At 32.5% G+C, this 15125-nt stretch carries 14 protein-coding genes and 1 pseudogene; 2 read left to right on the forward strand and 13 right to left on the reverse strand.

Going from position 1 to position 15125, the window contains the following annotated elements; genetic code table 11:
- The 11 genes from AC0LWJ_RS07990 to AC0LWJ_RS08040 form a co-directional block, all read right to left on the reverse strand.
- Window positions 1-1524 (reverse strand): ATP-binding protein, encoded by a 1524-nt coding sequence (locus tag AC0LWJ_RS07990; protein ID WP_474238690.1) that lies wholly within the window; start codon window positions 1522-1524, stop codon window positions 1-3.
- A 79-nt stretch (window positions 1525-1603) separates the two neighbouring features.
- Window positions 1604-2011, reverse strand: coding sequence for a toxin-antitoxin system YwqK family antitoxin (locus tag AC0LWJ_RS07995; protein WP_284680210.1), 408 nt, complete (start codon window positions 2009-2011; stop codon window positions 1604-1606).
- A gap of 22 nt (window positions 2012-2033) precedes the next feature.
- On the reverse strand, window positions 2034-3050 hold the full coding sequence (locus AC0LWJ_RS08000; RefSeq protein WP_474238692.1) for an AI-2E family transporter: 1017 nt from the start codon (window positions 3048-3050) through the stop codon (window positions 2034-2036).
- 29 nt (window positions 3051-3079) lie between these two features.
- Window positions 3080-6274 (reverse strand): SNF2 helicase associated domain-containing protein, encoded by a 3195-nt coding sequence (locus AC0LWJ_RS08005; protein WP_474238694.1) that lies wholly within the window; start codon window positions 6272-6274, stop codon window positions 3080-3082.
- A 94-nt stretch (window positions 6275-6368) separates the two neighbouring features.
- Complete coding sequence (locus tag AC0LWJ_RS08010) at window positions 6369-6773, reverse strand: ArsR/SmtB family transcription factor (protein WP_474238696.1); 405 nt, start codon at window positions 6771-6773, stop codon at window positions 6369-6371.
- Between the two features lie 28 nt (window positions 6774-6801).
- Window positions 6802-7473 (reverse strand): hydrolase, encoded by a 672-nt coding sequence (locus AC0LWJ_RS08015; RefSeq protein WP_474238698.1) that lies wholly within the window; start codon window positions 7471-7473, stop codon window positions 6802-6804.
- Window positions 7474-7552: 79 nt separating this feature from the next.
- A complete protein-coding gene (locus AC0LWJ_RS08020) occupies window positions 7553-8347 on the reverse strand; it encodes a carbon-nitrogen hydrolase family protein (protein ID WP_474238699.1) in 795 nt (264 codons plus the stop codon).
- A 535-nt stretch (window positions 8348-8882) separates the two neighbouring features.
- Window positions 8883-9515: an MBL fold metallo-hydrolase gene (locus AC0LWJ_RS08025; protein ID WP_474238703.1), complete on the reverse strand. Its 633-nt coding sequence runs from the start codon at window positions 9513-9515 to the stop codon at window positions 8883-8885.
- A gap of 95 nt (window positions 9516-9610) precedes the next feature.
- Window positions 9611-11299 (reverse strand): arginine--tRNA ligase, encoded by a 1689-nt coding sequence (gene argS, locus AC0LWJ_RS08030; protein WP_474238705.1) that lies wholly within the window; start codon window positions 11297-11299, stop codon window positions 9611-9613.
- The gene (locus AC0LWJ_RS08035) at window positions 11292-11720 is read right to left on the reverse strand and encodes a YwiB family protein (protein ID WP_474238708.1); all 429 of its coding nucleotides are present in this window, start codon (window positions 11718-11720) and stop codon (window positions 11292-11294) included. Before AC0LWJ_RS08035 ends, argS begins: the two co-directional genes overlap by 8 nt.
- Window positions 11721-11744: 24 nt before the next feature.
- Window positions 11745-12821, reverse strand: a complete 1077-nt coding sequence (locus AC0LWJ_RS08040; RefSeq protein WP_474238711.1) for a D-alanine--D-alanine ligase family protein — start codon at window positions 12819-12821, stop codon at window positions 11745-11747.
- Window positions 12822-13080: 259 nt separating this feature from the next.
- Here AC0LWJ_RS08040 and AC0LWJ_RS08045 point away from each other — a divergent pair.
- Window positions 13081-13428, forward strand: a pseudogene (locus tag AC0LWJ_RS08045) (hypothetical protein); the annotation flags it as partial.
- 185 nt (window positions 13429-13613) lie between these two features.
- On the opposite strand, the gene AC0LWJ_RS08050 reads toward AC0LWJ_RS08045, so the two are convergent.
- Window positions 13614-13934 carry a PilZ domain-containing protein gene (locus AC0LWJ_RS08050; RefSeq protein ID WP_474238715.1) on the reverse strand — a complete coding sequence of 107 codons (321 nt, stop codon included), beginning with the start codon at window positions 13932-13934 and terminating at the stop codon, window positions 13614-13616.
- 141 nt (window positions 13935-14075) lie between these two features.
- Between AC0LWJ_RS08050 and AC0LWJ_RS08055 the strand changes: the two genes are divergently transcribed.
- A complete protein-coding gene (locus AC0LWJ_RS08055; protein WP_474238718.1) occupies window positions 14076-14219 on the forward strand; it encodes a hypothetical protein in 144 nt (47 codons plus the stop codon).
- 199 nt (window positions 14220-14418) lie between these two features.
- Here the strand turns inward: AC0LWJ_RS08055 and AC0LWJ_RS08060 are convergent, their stop codons facing one another.
- Window positions 14419-15114, reverse strand: coding sequence for an HD-GYP domain-containing protein (locus AC0LWJ_RS08060; protein ID WP_474238719.1), 696 nt, complete (start codon window positions 15112-15114; stop codon window positions 14419-14421).
- Window positions 15115-15125: the final 11 nt, after the last annotated feature.

A 15125-nucleotide genomic window follows, 5' to 3' on the forward strand; every position in this document is an offset into this window, starting at 1 on the left:
TTACCTCCCTGCTACGCCGGATTTAAAAATATATCCTTCGTTTAAAGCTTTTGAAAATATTGCTATTGAAATCTTTCTAATTCTTTCATAAATTAAATTCTCGGATTTTGCAAATACGGGTATGGTTTCTAAGTTTTTCCCCATATTTGTTTCCTGTATAAACTTCTCATATAAAGCTTTATCTCCAGATACCTCTTCAAATTTTTCAAGTGTTGATAAAATCATTTTTTCCGCATTTTCTTTTATCTCCCTAAGGGTTATTCCTTCTCTTGCTTCTATTAATGTTTTAATATATGCAAGTGCTTTTAAACTTTCATTAAAATGACTTCCCTTAATAAATACTTCTGTTTCATGTAAAAACACTGATATTGTTTCCGGCTGCCTTGTAAAAAGAATATCAAGATTTTTTTTCATGTTTGGCAGTATATCATGGGAAATACCGAATACTTCCCCTTTAATTGCAGTTTTAAAGATTTTTCCTGCCATAGCGCTTAATGAATAATAAGTTCCAAGGGATTTTATTTCCTTTAAATCATTTTCTGAAAGCCCGTTACAGAGTTTACCATAATAATCCTTCATGTTTTTATATGTTTGGGCAAATAAGCCCCCTTCTTTATAGCCAATAAGTGCCGGAGCAGCTTTTGATATATTCTCATAAAATTTCATCTCATTTATTATACCGGTTTTTTGCAACATCTGTTGTTTTATAATCTTATTATACAACATCTCGCAAGAACGGGGAGTTGCAAAAGGGTTCTGTTCTTCTTCTGAAGGAAGTTCCGGTTTTGAAGCTACAATAGCAAGATATGCTGCCGCATATTCATCAAAATCCATTTCATCAAAATTTTCTGCATGTTTGTTTTTTATATACTGATACCAATCATCAGCTTTTGGCGGTATAAATTCGTACATTTCCATACGATTTATAAGAGGTATGGGCAAACTTGTTGCAAGGTCGCTGTCCTCTATCCTATTCCCTGCTACAACCACCATGGCTTTATCACTCATCTTGTTATCACCAATCAATCCCTGTTGTGCTATTTTAAGAAGGATGGATTGCATTTCCTTATTTTGTATATTAGTTATTTCATCAATAAAAAGTATACCAGGATACTTCTGCAACAACACAACCCATGAAGGGGGGAAAAATTTACTTACCTCGTATTGCTCCCCATCTATATTAAATCGAACTTTTTCAGGTATCCCCGACAGGTCATACGGTTCATGTGTCTGCATACTTATATCTACGAAGAAAAATGGAGTTTTTCCCTCTTTGATTATCTTGTTTATAAATCTCTCTTGACTTTCCTTTGATTTACTTATAAGCTCTTGAAAATACACCATTTCATAGTTGTTTCTTTTGGCTATTTTTTTAGCAGCAGAGTTAACGCAAAAGGTCTTCCCTACACCCGGCTGCCCGAAAAAAGCAATGGTTTGAGGGGATTTATCAGATAATTCCGAGCTTATATATTCTTCAATAATTATATTTTCTGCATTTGAATAATCAACCTTTGTCAAATTCATTTAATAATAGCGCAAATACCCGAAGTAAACCTGAGTAATAAGCGCTTCACACCTTCCTTCCTTTATAAACTTATTTATATTATAATTCCAGTTCTTCTTCTATCTGACTTTGAATAGTTTTACCTAAGGTTTCTTTTAGCCATTCCCTATAATTTAAATGCTTATTATTTATATAATATTCTTCACGTTTGACCTGTCCGTCTTTATGATATTCAATTATGGCAGGTCCATCTTCTCTATGATATTTCCCATCTTTATAATATTCTTCACGTTCAACCTGTCCATTATCATAGTATAAGATAAATGCCGGGGCATTTTCTCTAAAATATTTCCCTTCTTTATAATATTCCATGCGTTTAATCTGCCCATTCTTGTGATATTCAATTATGGCAGCCCCATCTTCCCTGTGATATTTCCCATCTTTATAATAGATTTCAGAGGCTATTTTACCATCCTCAAAATACTTTCTTTCAACTTCTTGCACCATATCTATCCCCTATTAAACAATTTTATTTGAGTTTAACATCCAATAAATCAAGGAGGAAAACAAACATTGGAATACCTATAAGAAGCCCCCAGATACCAAAAAAATGTTCTGATATCAATAAAATCAAAAAGGTCATAAATGTAGGCAATTTTATTTTAAGAGCCATAAGTTTTGGATTCAATACATATCCTTCTAATCCATGCAATAATGTTATCATTATTATAACATCTATTACCTTAATAAAACCTCCTATATTAAAAGCTATTATGCATAATGGAATCATTGAAATCCATACACCTGCTATTGGTATCAAACCCAGAAGGAATATCATAGCACCCAGTCCCAATACCTGCGGAAACCCCATTATCGTCAGCATTATTGCAGACAAAACTCCATTAATCAAAGATATTAATAACTGTGTCTGCAATACCTTTCCAAAAGAATTCAAGAAGCTTTTCCCGAAAATCTTGTATTGTTTAATCAAAAATGAAATTTTGCTATCCTCAAATCTATTAAAAAAATCTATTATTTCCTCTTTATCAAGATTAAAAAACAAACTCAATATAAATGCCAAAAATAAATCTAATCCAACTAAACCAATGTTTTTGACAACACCCATAAGATATTTCGTACCTTCATTAAGATATGCCTGAATATTTATTCCCTTAACAATACTTTCAATTGCTGGGTTTAATTTGTATTCATTTATATTAAAATGGGAAATTTCATCTGCAATAACAAATAATTGATTGATAACTAACGGCATATATTTGTAAAAAAACAGTATAACAAAAAAAACAAAAAGTAAATATATGAATATTGCAATTATCTTTCTGGATATAAATTTTTTTAAATTCTTAAAAATATAATTCTGAATATTATAAAATATATATGATAAAATAAATGTCAGTAAAAAAAGATTTAATAAATCTTTCATGGCATACAAAATAATTATCATAATGACTAAAGCAACAATTTTTTGAAATATATCCTTTGTCATAAGTTCCTTTATCATAATATCATCACTTTTTCCTTCCATAATAAATAAAATTAAAAAGTCTTTTAACATTACATTACAAATAATGCTTTGATTTCTTCCTCGCTTAATTTAGAAATAAATGTTTCGCCGGAATTTATTACAGAATTTATCATCTCTTTCTTTTTTTTCTGCAATTTTATAATTTTTTCTTCTATCGTACCATGTGTTATAAGTTTAATAACCTGTACGGTATTTTCCTGACCAATCCTGTGGGCTCTGTCTGTCGCCTGATCCTCAACCGCTGGATTCCACCATGGGTCAAAATGTATCACAGTATCTGCGCCTGTAAGATTTAATCCGGTACCCCCTGCTTTTAATGATATCAAAAATACATCAGCATCACCATTATTAAACGCTTTAACAATCTCGCCTCTATTTTCTGATTTAACACTGCCATCAAGATATAAATAAGTAATTTTTTCTTTTTTTAAATGTCCCTCAATCAATTTAAGAGCCGTTGTAAACTGCGAAAAAAGCAATACCCTATGGCTGCCTGCTTTCAATTCCTGCAAAAGTTCCAACAAAAGCTCCATCTTACCGCTTTCACCCTTGTATTCTTCTGTAAACATCGATGGGTGACAGCATATCTGCCTCAATCTTGTAAGTGCTGAAAGAATTTTTATACGGCTTCTTTCAAAACCTTTTGAGGCAATTTCTGTTTCAATTTCTCCTTTTGCATTTTTAAGATATGCAAGGTATAGTTCTTTCTGCTCTTTTGTAAGTTCTGCTACAGAAATTGTTTCTATTTTCTGAGGCAGTTCTTTTAAAACATCTTTTTTAACCCTTCTCAATATAAAAGGCTGTATATGTTTGCTGAAATCTGTCAATACATTTTTATCGCTGTTCTTTACAATCGGCTTTTCATATTTTTCAACAAATTTTCTGTGTGACAGCAGATACCCCGGCATTAAAAAATCAAATATCGACCATAATTCTGATAATGAATTTTCAATAGGCGTACCCGTTAGGGCAAAATATCCTTTTGCCTTGATCTTTTTAACAGATTCTGCATTTTGTGACAAAGGATTTTTAATATGCTGTGCTTCATCAATTATGCAATAAGTAAATTCAATTTTTTCGTAAAATTCAATATCTCTTCTAATCAACGGATATGATGTTATAACTACATCCGACGTTGAAATTTGCTCCCTTAAAATCTCCCTCACGGATTTGTTACCGGAAATAACCAAGGTTTTTAGCGATGGAGCAAAGTTTTCTATTTCACTTTCCCAATTATATAAAAGTGATGTAGGGCATATAACAATAGCCGGACCCTTTACCTTCTCTTTTTCAGAAAGTAAAAACGCAATTGCTTGGATTGTTTTTCCAAGTCCCATATCATCAGCCAATATACCGCCAAAACCATATTGTGACAATGTCTTAAGCCATTTATATCCGGTTATCTGATATTTCCTAAGTACCCCCTTCAGATTTGCCGGTATTTCAAAATCCATATCCTGCGGCTTAATTACATTTTGAACCAATTCCTTAAATCGGAGATTCCTCTCAATGGATATATTGCTGTTTTTCAATTTTTCATCAAGGTATAATGCTTTATATTTTGGAAGCTTTATACCTCCTTTTTTCAGCTCCTTATCAGGTATCTCAAGAGAATCCATTATATTTATAATACTGCCAAATTCAGCATCCAATGGTAAAAAAGCCCCATTGGGCAGCTTGAAATATTTTTTCTTTTTCCTAAAAGAAGCCAATATCTGAGGTAAAATATTGTTATCTACTTCATCTATAGAAAAATCAAATTCCAGCAATCCCTCCTCAGATAATCTAACACTGCCGCCAAATGAATTTTTATTTAATCTCAGTTTCTTAAATTCATCTGAATAATATACTTCTGCATATTTCTGAAGTTCCGGCAAACCATTGAAAATAAAATCGAATATATCATCATCAGTATCAAGATAAACCTTACTCTCTTTTATCTTGAATTTTGCTCTTTCAAAAATATCAAGAATATTTCTTTCTTTTTCAATATCCCTAATTAAAAATGCATTTTTATCAGTAATATTTTTGCTCGGATTGTAATGATTTATATTGAATTTACCATAATTAAAATTAATATCTGCCGTAATACTCTCTTTTTCCTTGTCAAAATATATTTTAGCTGTAAGGGTTTCTTTACAAAACAATGATTTTATACTATCATCAATAACCATATTCCCGTTTTTTTCTATATGAGGCAGCACCAAGGATTCAAATTTTGGCTTGTCCTGTATTTTGAAATTAATCTTATTTATCCCTTTTCTCAGATGTATGGCATAAAATGGCATCAAAACCTTCTGTTGTTTTTCCGAAACATTATAGATATTGCCGTCATAGAAAAGAAAGCTTCCATTTTCATTTAATGGACGTATTTTTTCTATGCCGTTTATTCCAAGCAATATTCCATTATTATTCTTGCTTAGTTTAAATTCTATAGGAACATCTTCGTTTAAAATTTTTACATCATCATATCTTTGATTAGAAATAACAGCATTAAAAGGTCTTTCTTTCATTATGTCGAAAAAGCGTTTCATAATTGTTGAGGTTAGAATTAAATGCTTTCCATCAAAAATTGACCCTGCTCTATAATAAGAATTTTGTGCATCAATTTTATCAATTTCATAAACCTCTCTTACAAAATTGATTAATGGCATATCCTCATCCTTGAATGTATGCACTGCTGGAATAAAGGCAAAATTTTTCCCAAATTCTACCGGCTCTCCATTTTCTATACCTGAAAAAAGTTTCCTTATACTTTTTACTATATACAGTTTGTCCATACCTATTTTAAAGCTTATTTTGCCTCTTGCATATAAATCTTTTTCAAAAATAACCTCGATATTGACAGGTTGTTTTTCTATTAATGTATTGACATTATTTTCAAATGCCTTAAATATTTCATTTGATAAATTGTTGTATAAAAAATCTTCTATATCCTTTCTATGTCTGCTTAGATATATTAATACACATATAATATGTTTACAATCTCCCCTGAATTTTTGCTTTGCAGGACATGTGCAGTCAGTAACAATCTTGCTTTCGTAAAATTTAACACTAACATTATATGCCTTAGAACCCAATACAACAGCATCAAATGAATCGCCTGTTTGATTCATTTTGAGGTCTTTTATTTTGTGACTGTTATAATAGTCAAGACCCTTTTTATACGTCATTGTATCAAAACATCTTCTTTTTATCTCAAGTTCATTAATAATTCTATACATATAACTCACCCTTGCAAAATATTTATCCATACCTTACTGATTGTAAACATCTATTTATATTATACGTTAAAAATGTATATAATAAAAGCTCTCCTTATTTCGTTTCTTGTTTGAAGGATTTAAGTATTTCAATCATTTCATTAAGTTTGTTACAGTTAATGCTATAATACCTCCATTTGCCCGTAACTGTTTCCTTAATAAGTCCTGCTTCTTTTAAAACCTTTATATGATATGATACCTTTGATTGAGCCATATCCAAAGCATCAACAAAATTACATACACAGATGCCTTCAGGTCTCTCTTCAAGGTCCTCCACCCTACTTCCGTCAGCTTTCTCGTAGCATCTTTTGTTTTCAGCAAACATCCTTAACATATCAACCCTTTTGGGATCACTTATAGCCTTGCCGAAAAGACATATTTTCTCTATAATGTCATCCCGTTTTTTATCATATATATTATTTCCTATATATTCTTTATTTGTTCTTTTTTTCTTAATCATTATTTTTAACTCTCCATAATATATATTTTCATTCTTTTTCACTTCTGTATTTACACATAACTTCAGAAAATATTTCTGCATTTGTCGGAGGGGTATATGATATGGCATTTGCACCAGCTTCTATGGTTTCCATTATGCTTTCATCAGTTGGTCCTCCTGTTGCAATAATAGGTATGCTTGGACATATCTCTTTGACATTCCTTACGATTTTAGGTGTCTTTTTTGCACCGGAAATATTTAAGATTGTTGCTCCAGCCTCAATTCTGCCCCTTATATCTTCATGTTCAGATACAATCGTTACAACTATCGGTATATCAATGGTATTCCTCATCCTTTTTATAATATCATTTGCCGTGGGAGCATTTACAACAACTGCCATTGCTCCCTCAAATTCAGCATCAAGTGCTAAATTTACAACCCTTTTGCCCTGTGTAAGCCCGCCACCTACACCACAGAAAACGGGTATATCTGATGCCATCATAAGTGCATGTGTAATAACCGGCTGCGGAGTAAAAGGATAAACCGCCATTACCGCATTTGCATTAGTATTCCTTATAACCGCAATATCTGTGGAAAAAACCAGAGATTTTATTAATTTACCATATACTTTTATACCGGAAGCATATTGGATGACTTCGGGTACTTTTACCATTTTTTGTCTTAAAGGTGTTGTTATTTCAGGTATAAATGTGTTGCTCATTTCAACATCCCTTCTTCAAAATTAATAATCTATTTATAGTATAACATATTTATATAAAGAAAAAAGAACCGTCCCCTGTCTACATCCTTCTGTTTTTAAGCAGTGGAATTCTTTTTCTTATTTCTTCTTCTATGCTTAAATCTATATCTGCATATATTATCTCTTCATCTATTCCGGCTTTCGTTATAATATTCCCCCATGGTCCAACCACCATAGAATCCCCATACGCAACATAAGATGCTGTCTCATCCCTTGCAGGGGATATTGCCGCTACAAATACCTGGTTGTCTATTGCTCTTGCTCTTAAAAGCACTTCCCAGTGGGCAGGACCTGTTATTGTATTAAAAGCCGCAGGAATCACCATCATTTGAACACCCTTCTTTGCATATAAACTCATCAGTTCAGGAAATCTCATATCATAGCATATTGCAATCCCCAGCTTAATTTTGCCGGTATCAACAATCGTAATATCCGAGCCCGGGCTTAGTGTATCAGATTCATAAAATCTCATGCCCTTTAAATCAACATCAAAAAGGTGTATTTTTCTGTACCGTCCTGACATCTCCCCCTTTTGGTTAAATATAAAGCATGTATTGTATAATTTGTCTTGATACAGCTCCGGTATTGAACCGCCTATTATAAAGACATTATTTTCAGAGGCTGCTTTTGCAAGCATTTTTATCGTATTCCCATTAGGATAAGTTTCCGCAAATTTTACAAAATAATTGTTATCATATGGGCAGTTAAACATTTCCGGAAGACATATTATTTCAGCACCGTTTTTTGCTGCTTCTTTAATACCCATTTCAGCTCTTTTTAAATTAATATTTTTATCTTTATGTACCTTTATTTGGATAAGTGCTAATTTTATCATCACTAATCACCTTTTAAAAATTTAATAATATATTTATTATAACACAATGATTTTGAAAATAATACCATAAAACAACAAAAAAATAAGGTCCGCAATGATCTTCGCTTCAGCCTATATAAATCTCTTTACCTGTAAATATGCTTATAAAGCAATTTACAAGATATTTTAAAACTCATATAGACCTATGCTCGACTATTACAGATACTTAAGAAGCTGATACAATTTTTAAGCTGTACCATGCTTCTGTCATAAGTACATAGTACTGTTGACATATAGCACCTGTAACAGTCTTAGCTCGACTATAATACATCCCTTTAAGAATAGAACATATTATAATCTGCCCTCCGACTAACATCTAACCCTAAGATTAAATGCTAATCTTCAGCCGACTACAGCAGAACTTCCATCCTGCAGTAATCTTGGCTCAACCATTGCGAACCTTATAATATTATATTTCCCAGACAAATTTTTTTTATTCATAAACAAAAAATTTTCTATATATTTAAGGCTTGCTTATGCTCGTGATAATGAAAAATTAATAACTCAATGCAATTACTTTTGGCTGACCTTCTAAATCCTGTTTATTAATATTTATTTCTGTTGATGATATTTTTTCACCGCCGGTCATTTTTAAAAAATTATCCGCTGTTTCTATAGGAAAATTAATTGCCGGTGTTTTATAGTGCATTGGAATAGTAATTTTAGGCTTTAATTGCTCCATCACTTTAACAGCCTGCCTGTCATCAATTGTATAAAAACCTCCTACAGGTATCAAAAGAATATCTACAGAACCTATCTCATTTATCTGTTCTTCTGTCAGTAAATGCCCCAAATCTCCAGCATGACATAAATTCATACCATCAATCTTCATCAAAAATACTATATTTTTACCTCTTTTAGCACCATACTCATCATCATGAAATGTATTAATTCCCTTTATACGTATGCCTTTTACAACATGCTCTCCAGGTGTATTTACAATTTCAAATTTTCCTTTTACAGCTTTAAAATAATTGTGGTCATAATGTGAATGTGAAGATGTAACAATATCTGCTGTAACATCCGGCATAGGATAACCAACAGATTTATCAAATGGATCAGTAACAATTGAAATACCATTATCAGACGTTATTTTAAAGCAAGAGTGTCCAAACCATTTTATATTCATATTATACTTATACACCTCCCATATCATATTATACCACATTATTGATATATTTTAGCTGTAATTTGCTCAGATATAAGAAAAACAATACCGCACTTTTACATTTTTTCTGGTGCTGTAATTTTCAGCATATCCAGTACATTTTTTATTACTGTCCTTGTTGCAACTATGAGTACAAGCCTTGCTTTCATCAAGTTTTCATCTACACCTTTTACCCTGCAGCTATTGTAAAAGGAATGGAAAAGTGATGCGACATCCAGTATATACCTCGTAATCCTGTGAGGAGCCATTGTTTTTGCCGCAATAGTAACTTCTTCGGGAAGATATGCCAGCTTTTTAATGAGGTCTTTTTCGCTTTCTTCTTTTAAGAGGCTTAAATCAGCATTTTCAATATCCCTGATTTTTACCCCTTCTTCTTCAAGCTGCCTTATGATAGAGCAAATTCTTGCATGTGCATATTGAACATAAAATACCGGATTTTCATTTGACTGTTCTTTTGCCAAATCCATGTCAAAGTCAACAGCACTATCAGCAGAACGCATATTAAAGAAAAACTTTGCGGCATCTTTTCCTACTTCTTCTATTAAATCTCTTAAGGTCACCATCCTGCCTGTCCTTTTTGACATCTTGACAACTTCGCCGCCTTTTATAAGCCTTACAAGCTGCATCAAGAGAACGTCAAGCCTGTCGGGATTGATACCGAGGGCTTTCATAGCGCCTTTCATTGGCGCAACATGCCCATGATGGTCAGCACCCCAAATGTCTATAACCCAATCATATCCACGGGTTATGAATTTGTTTTTATGGTATGCAATATCTGATGCAAGATATGTAGGATATCCATTTGCCCTAACCAGCACATCGTCCTTATCTGCGCCAAATAAAGTTTCTTTAAACCATAAAGCTCCATCCTTTTCATAGGTATAGCCTTTTTCTTTTAGTTCTTTTATGACATTATCTACTTCGCCATTGTCATGCAATATCTTTTCCGAAAACCATACATCATATTCAATCCCATAAGCGTTTAAATCTTCTTTTATTTTTTCTATATTTTTTTTAAGGCTGTACTCTGCTAATGCTTTTCTCCTATCCTCTGATGGATAATCCTTATATCTGTCCCCATACAGTTCTAAAAACTCTTTTGCTCTATCGATTATGTCTTCTCCATGATAACCACCCTCAAGAATTTCAGACTTAACACCCAACAGTTCAAGATATCTCGTTTCAAGAGAATACCCAAATTTTTCTATCTGATTACCGACATCATTTATATAAAATTCTCTCGTTACATCATACCCTGCATAATCAAGGATTGATGCCAATGCATCGCCAATAGCTCCCCCCCTTGCATTCCCCATATGCATGGGACCTGTAGGATTGGCAGATACAAACTCTACTTGAACCTTTTTCCCTTTTCCGATATTTACACGTCCATAGTCTTTATTTCGTTCGTAAACAAGCTTTAAGGTTTCTTCAAGATATATGGTTTTAATATAAAAATTAATAAATCCGGGTCCTGCCACATCTATTTTTTCAATGAGAGAATCCTCTTTATTAATATTATTCACAATAATCTCTGCTATCTTGCGCGGTGCCATCTTCGCCTGCTTTGCCATTATCATTGCTGTATTTATAGCAAAATCACCATACTGTTTTTCTTTTGGCTCTTCTATCTCAATTTCCGGAATTTCTTCAATCGACATCAATCCACTATCAACAGCTTTTTTTATGGATTTTATCACCATGTCTTTTATCTCATCTTTTACCCTTTGTACAATATTATCCATTATTTACCTCCCGAACTGTAAGATGTAGTTCATTATTGCTTACTATTTCTTTGTTTAAATCAAGGTCATATTTAATCTCTAATTCTCCGCCATTTTCATTCATATTAACAAATAATTTGTATGGTTTTATACCAAGTAATACCTTTCCATATGGAGTAATATAATCTAATTGATATCTTTTATCTTTTTTGAAAATCATCTTTGCCTGATTTGAGCCGAATCTTATTAATGTAATTACATCATCACTTACTTTTAGGGTTGTTGTAGTCCCATCCATACCGGATATTTCACTTTCATCGTATTTTATATAATAATTATCACCTTTTCTTAAAAACTTACCTTCTGTAACAAGTTCTATTATGCCTTGTTCATTCTGGTCATTCGTTTGTATCCCTTTAACCGTTACTAATACCTTTTTCAAATCCAACTCCCTTTCTAAATCTAATTACCAATCGGTACATTTATCTTTTTGCGCTTCTATAGCAAGTTTAATAAGTTCATCAATTAATTCTGAGTATTGTTTTCCCGTAGCCTCCCATAATTTTGGGTACATACTTATTTTTGTAAAACCGGGTATGGTATTAAGTTCATTTAAGTAAACCTTGCCGGTATTTCTATCCATAAGAAAATCTACCCTTGCTAAACCTCGTAAGTCTAAAGCCTTATATGCCTTAATTGCAAGCTCCCTTATTTCCTCCATTTTTACATCAGGTACAGGTGCCGGTATTAAAAGCTTTGATTTCCCTTCATCAAAATACTTGGCATTATAATCATAAAACTCATGGCATGGAAGTATCTCACCTGCAACAGATGCCACGGGATTTTCATTGCCTAAAACCGCACATTCTATCTCTCTGGCATCTATCCCTTTCTCTACAATTATTTTTCTATCATATTTAAAAGCTAATTTCAAGGCGTCATTTAATTCTTCTTCATGGTGGACTTTTGTAATCCCTACACTTGAACCCATATTTGCAGGTTTCACAAAACATGGATAACCTATTTCCGATACTTCTTTAAGAATCAAATCAATATTCTTTAGTTCATTCTTATATATGACTTTAAAATCAGGTGTAGGTATAGAGGACTCCTTAAAAATTTTTTTTGAAAATACTTTATCCATACATAATGATGATGAAAGTACATTTGGACCGACATAGGGCATCTCCAATAATTCCAATAAACCCTGTACTGTTCCGTCTTCACCATTTGGTCCATGTAGTACAGGAAATACAACATCAATAGGATATAGTTGATTTTTCCCATCTTCAAATGCAAGTATACCTTTATATTTTGTTGACGGTCCTATAACAGCAGGAATACCTTCTTTTTCCCATTCCCCTGTTGATAGCTTCTCAACATCTCCTTTAAATAAATACCATTCTCCTTTTTTCGTTATCCCTACCATATATATATCATATTTACCTTTATCCATATTATTTATTATTGACGTCGCCGAAACCCTTGATACCTCATGTTCACCTGATTGACCGCCAAATAAGACAGCAACTTTTATTTTCATTCTATTATCACTCCTATGGTTTTATTTTATATGTTTTGAAAATATGTATTCAAGTATTAATTTATGTTAAATTATTGTAAATTCCATGATTTATAAACCTGCATCTTATTCTTTGGCTTTTTAAAAAGCTCTTCGAATAATTATAGGGTATTTAATAAACTCCTGTCAAATATAAAATTAGCATGAACTCCTCTATTGAATTTTTTTGTTTGCAAGCCCTATGTGTTAGGATAAAGAAGTAGTAACAATATTAGCAATTTTGTATAGCACTGATAAATGCCAAGTTTATAAAGCAGCAAAAAGATATTATGCTGAGATAATGATACCTTTTAGAAGCTTTATCTAAAAAAACCAAAAATATCGTTGTTATTCCATATATCTCAATGCACGGCAGCGTGAAAAATATGGAAGAATATTTAGAAGCTTCTTTAGTAAGTAAGGGTATCAAGGTTGAGCATTTTGATTTGACTGTTACTGATATTGGGGAAGCCGTGTCATAGAACAATTATCCGATATGCTTACAAATCTAAAAGCGGAGATTATTCCACCTGTTTTTATAAAGGGTCTTCCTAAGGAAGAAGACTACAAAGCACTGGAATTTATTTAAGACTTCTTCTTCTGTTCCCGTTGCTCTTGCCGGGTCATCAAGGTCCTTAGGAGGTCCCTGTAAGTTATGCAAGGAGCCCATGCTGGACCGAGTGCATGGTGTGTAAATAGAGAGAAGGCTGGACCTTAAAAAGTAGAGAAGAAGTTAAGCCTGTGTTGGTTACCACAAGAGCCATAAGTGTTTTATCAGTGCGAAAATTTCAACCGCTTACGCAAATTGATCTGTTTTTTGAAAATCTGCCTGAATAATTTATCCCGTGTCATTTCTCCGATATTTATAAAAGTATATTTATAATATGTGGAAGTAGCAGACGCAGAGTAACTGTAGGTAATTCTGCCGTTTAAGGTTAATACTTCGCCATCTTCAAACAACAATTTCATCTCAACAAGACTCCCTGTATTTAAAGAGTAAGTATTGTCACATACAAATAACAGATAATCAGCTGACAATCTTACAACTCTGACTTCTATATCCTTTCTATCCAATGTAAGTACATTTGCTTTCAAATCCCATAATATGGATACCGAATTCCTTCCTTCATGAGACCTTATTTTTGAAAGTAAATATGTATTTTCATCTATTGGAGTTGCATCAACTTCATACTCATATACTGAATTAAGTTTTTCTACAATCAGGTAAGCTGAAAGATGGATAAACTCAAAGTTGCCATGGCAGATGCAAGAAGTAATGGAAAGAAACCTGCGGTACTTTTTATTGACCTTGATAATTTCAAAACATATATCCTGACCATGGAAAAAGTGAAAAGGCTATACTTGAAAATGCGGATATAGCCATGTACAGGGCTAAAAGAAATGGAAAAGATAGTTTCCAATATTTTGACATGGTTATGAGAAGCGAGGTAGCACTTGCTAACGCAATAAAAAGGGATTTGAGGCTGGCTTTGGAAAAAGATCAGTTCTTTTTGCACTATCAGCCTATTGTTGAAGCAAGAACTGGTAAAGTAGTGAGTTTGGACAAAATAAGCCGGATTTATTCTGGCTTATATTTTTTTGTAACACAAGTATTTGATTTTGAATTAACAAAATAAATAAATTTATTTAGAATGTTTTTGTCAAATTGAGTTCCAGCGTTTGCATGAAGCTCAATAAGAGCATTTTCAAAACTTAACTTTTTTCTATAAGAACGGGTACTTGTCATTGCATCAAAGGCATCGCATATCGAAAGTAATTTACTTAATTCATTAATTTCATTGTCTCTCAAACCATCAGGATACCCTTTGCCATCAACTCTTTCATGGTGCTGTTTAATGATTTCAGCTTCAATATTTTTTCCAACAATGTATTTAACAATAATGTATCCATAATATGAGTGCTTTTTAATAATGGCGTATTCTTCGTGTGTTAGTTTTTTATTTTTAGCCAGTATTCTTTTAGAAATAGCAAGTTTCCCAATATCATGAAGTAGAGCTGAGTACTTCAACAACTTTATCTGAGCAACTGAATAGTTATTGTACTCTGCAAAACTAACGGCAAGTCTCATAACATGCATACAGTGAGCGACAGTATATGCGTCTTTAAGATTCAGCAGTAAATGTAGCAATATAATAATACTTGACTGAACTATGAATAAAGTATAATTAAATATTTTTACTATGCAGTTTAAAAGTAGAAATTTTTTGTATTTAAAGTGAAAGCTTTTGCCTTTTTTATGCCTGTGTCTTTTCATAAATTTAACCC

The organism is Aceticella sp. 75b-Ac, from assembly GCF_056032965.2.

Bases quoted from the DNA above. Each gene is read 5' to 3' on its own strand.
- AC0LWJ_RS08000 (WP_474238692.1), bottom strand. From the start codon at position 3,050: ATGGAAGGAAAAAGTGATGATATTATGATAAAGGAACTTATGACAAAG.
- AC0LWJ_RS08060 (WP_474238719.1), bottom strand. From the start codon at position 15,114: ATGAAAAGACACAGGCATAAAAAAGGCAAAAGCTTTCACTTTAAATAC.
- argS (WP_474238705.1), bottom strand. From the start codon at position 11,299: ATGGATAATATTGTACAAAGGGTAAAAGATGAGATAAAAGACATGGTG.
- AC0LWJ_RS08005 (WP_474238694.1), bottom strand. From the start codon at position 6,274: ATGTATAGAATTATTAATGAACTTGAGATAAAAAGAAGATGTTTTGAT.
- AC0LWJ_RS08055 (WP_474238718.1), top strand. From the start codon at position 14,076: ATGGATAAACTCAAAGTTGCCATGGCAGATGCAAGAAGTAATGGAAAG.
- AC0LWJ_RS08040 (WP_474238711.1), bottom strand. From the start codon at position 12,821: ATGAAAATAAAAGTTGCTGTCTTATTTGGCGGTCAATCAGGTGAACAT.
- AC0LWJ_RS08025 (WP_474238703.1), bottom strand. From the start codon at position 9,515: ATGAATATAAAATGGTTTGGACACTCTTGCTTTAAAATAACGTCTGAT.
- AC0LWJ_RS08015 (WP_474238698.1), bottom strand. From the start codon at position 7,473: ATGAGCAACACATTTATACCTGAAATAACAACACCTTTAAGACAAAAA.
- AC0LWJ_RS07995 (WP_284680210.1), bottom strand. From the start codon at position 2,011: ATGGTGCAAGAAGTTGAAAGAAAGTATTTTGAGGATGGTAAAATAGCC.
- AC0LWJ_RS08010 (WP_474238696.1), bottom strand. From the start codon at position 6,773: ATGATTAAGAAAAAAAGAACAAATAAAGAATATATAGGAAATAATATA.
- AC0LWJ_RS07990 (WP_474238690.1), bottom strand. From the start codon at position 1,524: ATGAATTTGACAAAGGTTGATTATTCAAATGCAGAAAATATAATTATT.
- AC0LWJ_RS08020 (WP_474238699.1), bottom strand. From the start codon at position 8,347: ATGATAAAATTAGCACTTATCCAAATAAAGGTACATAAAGATAAAAAT.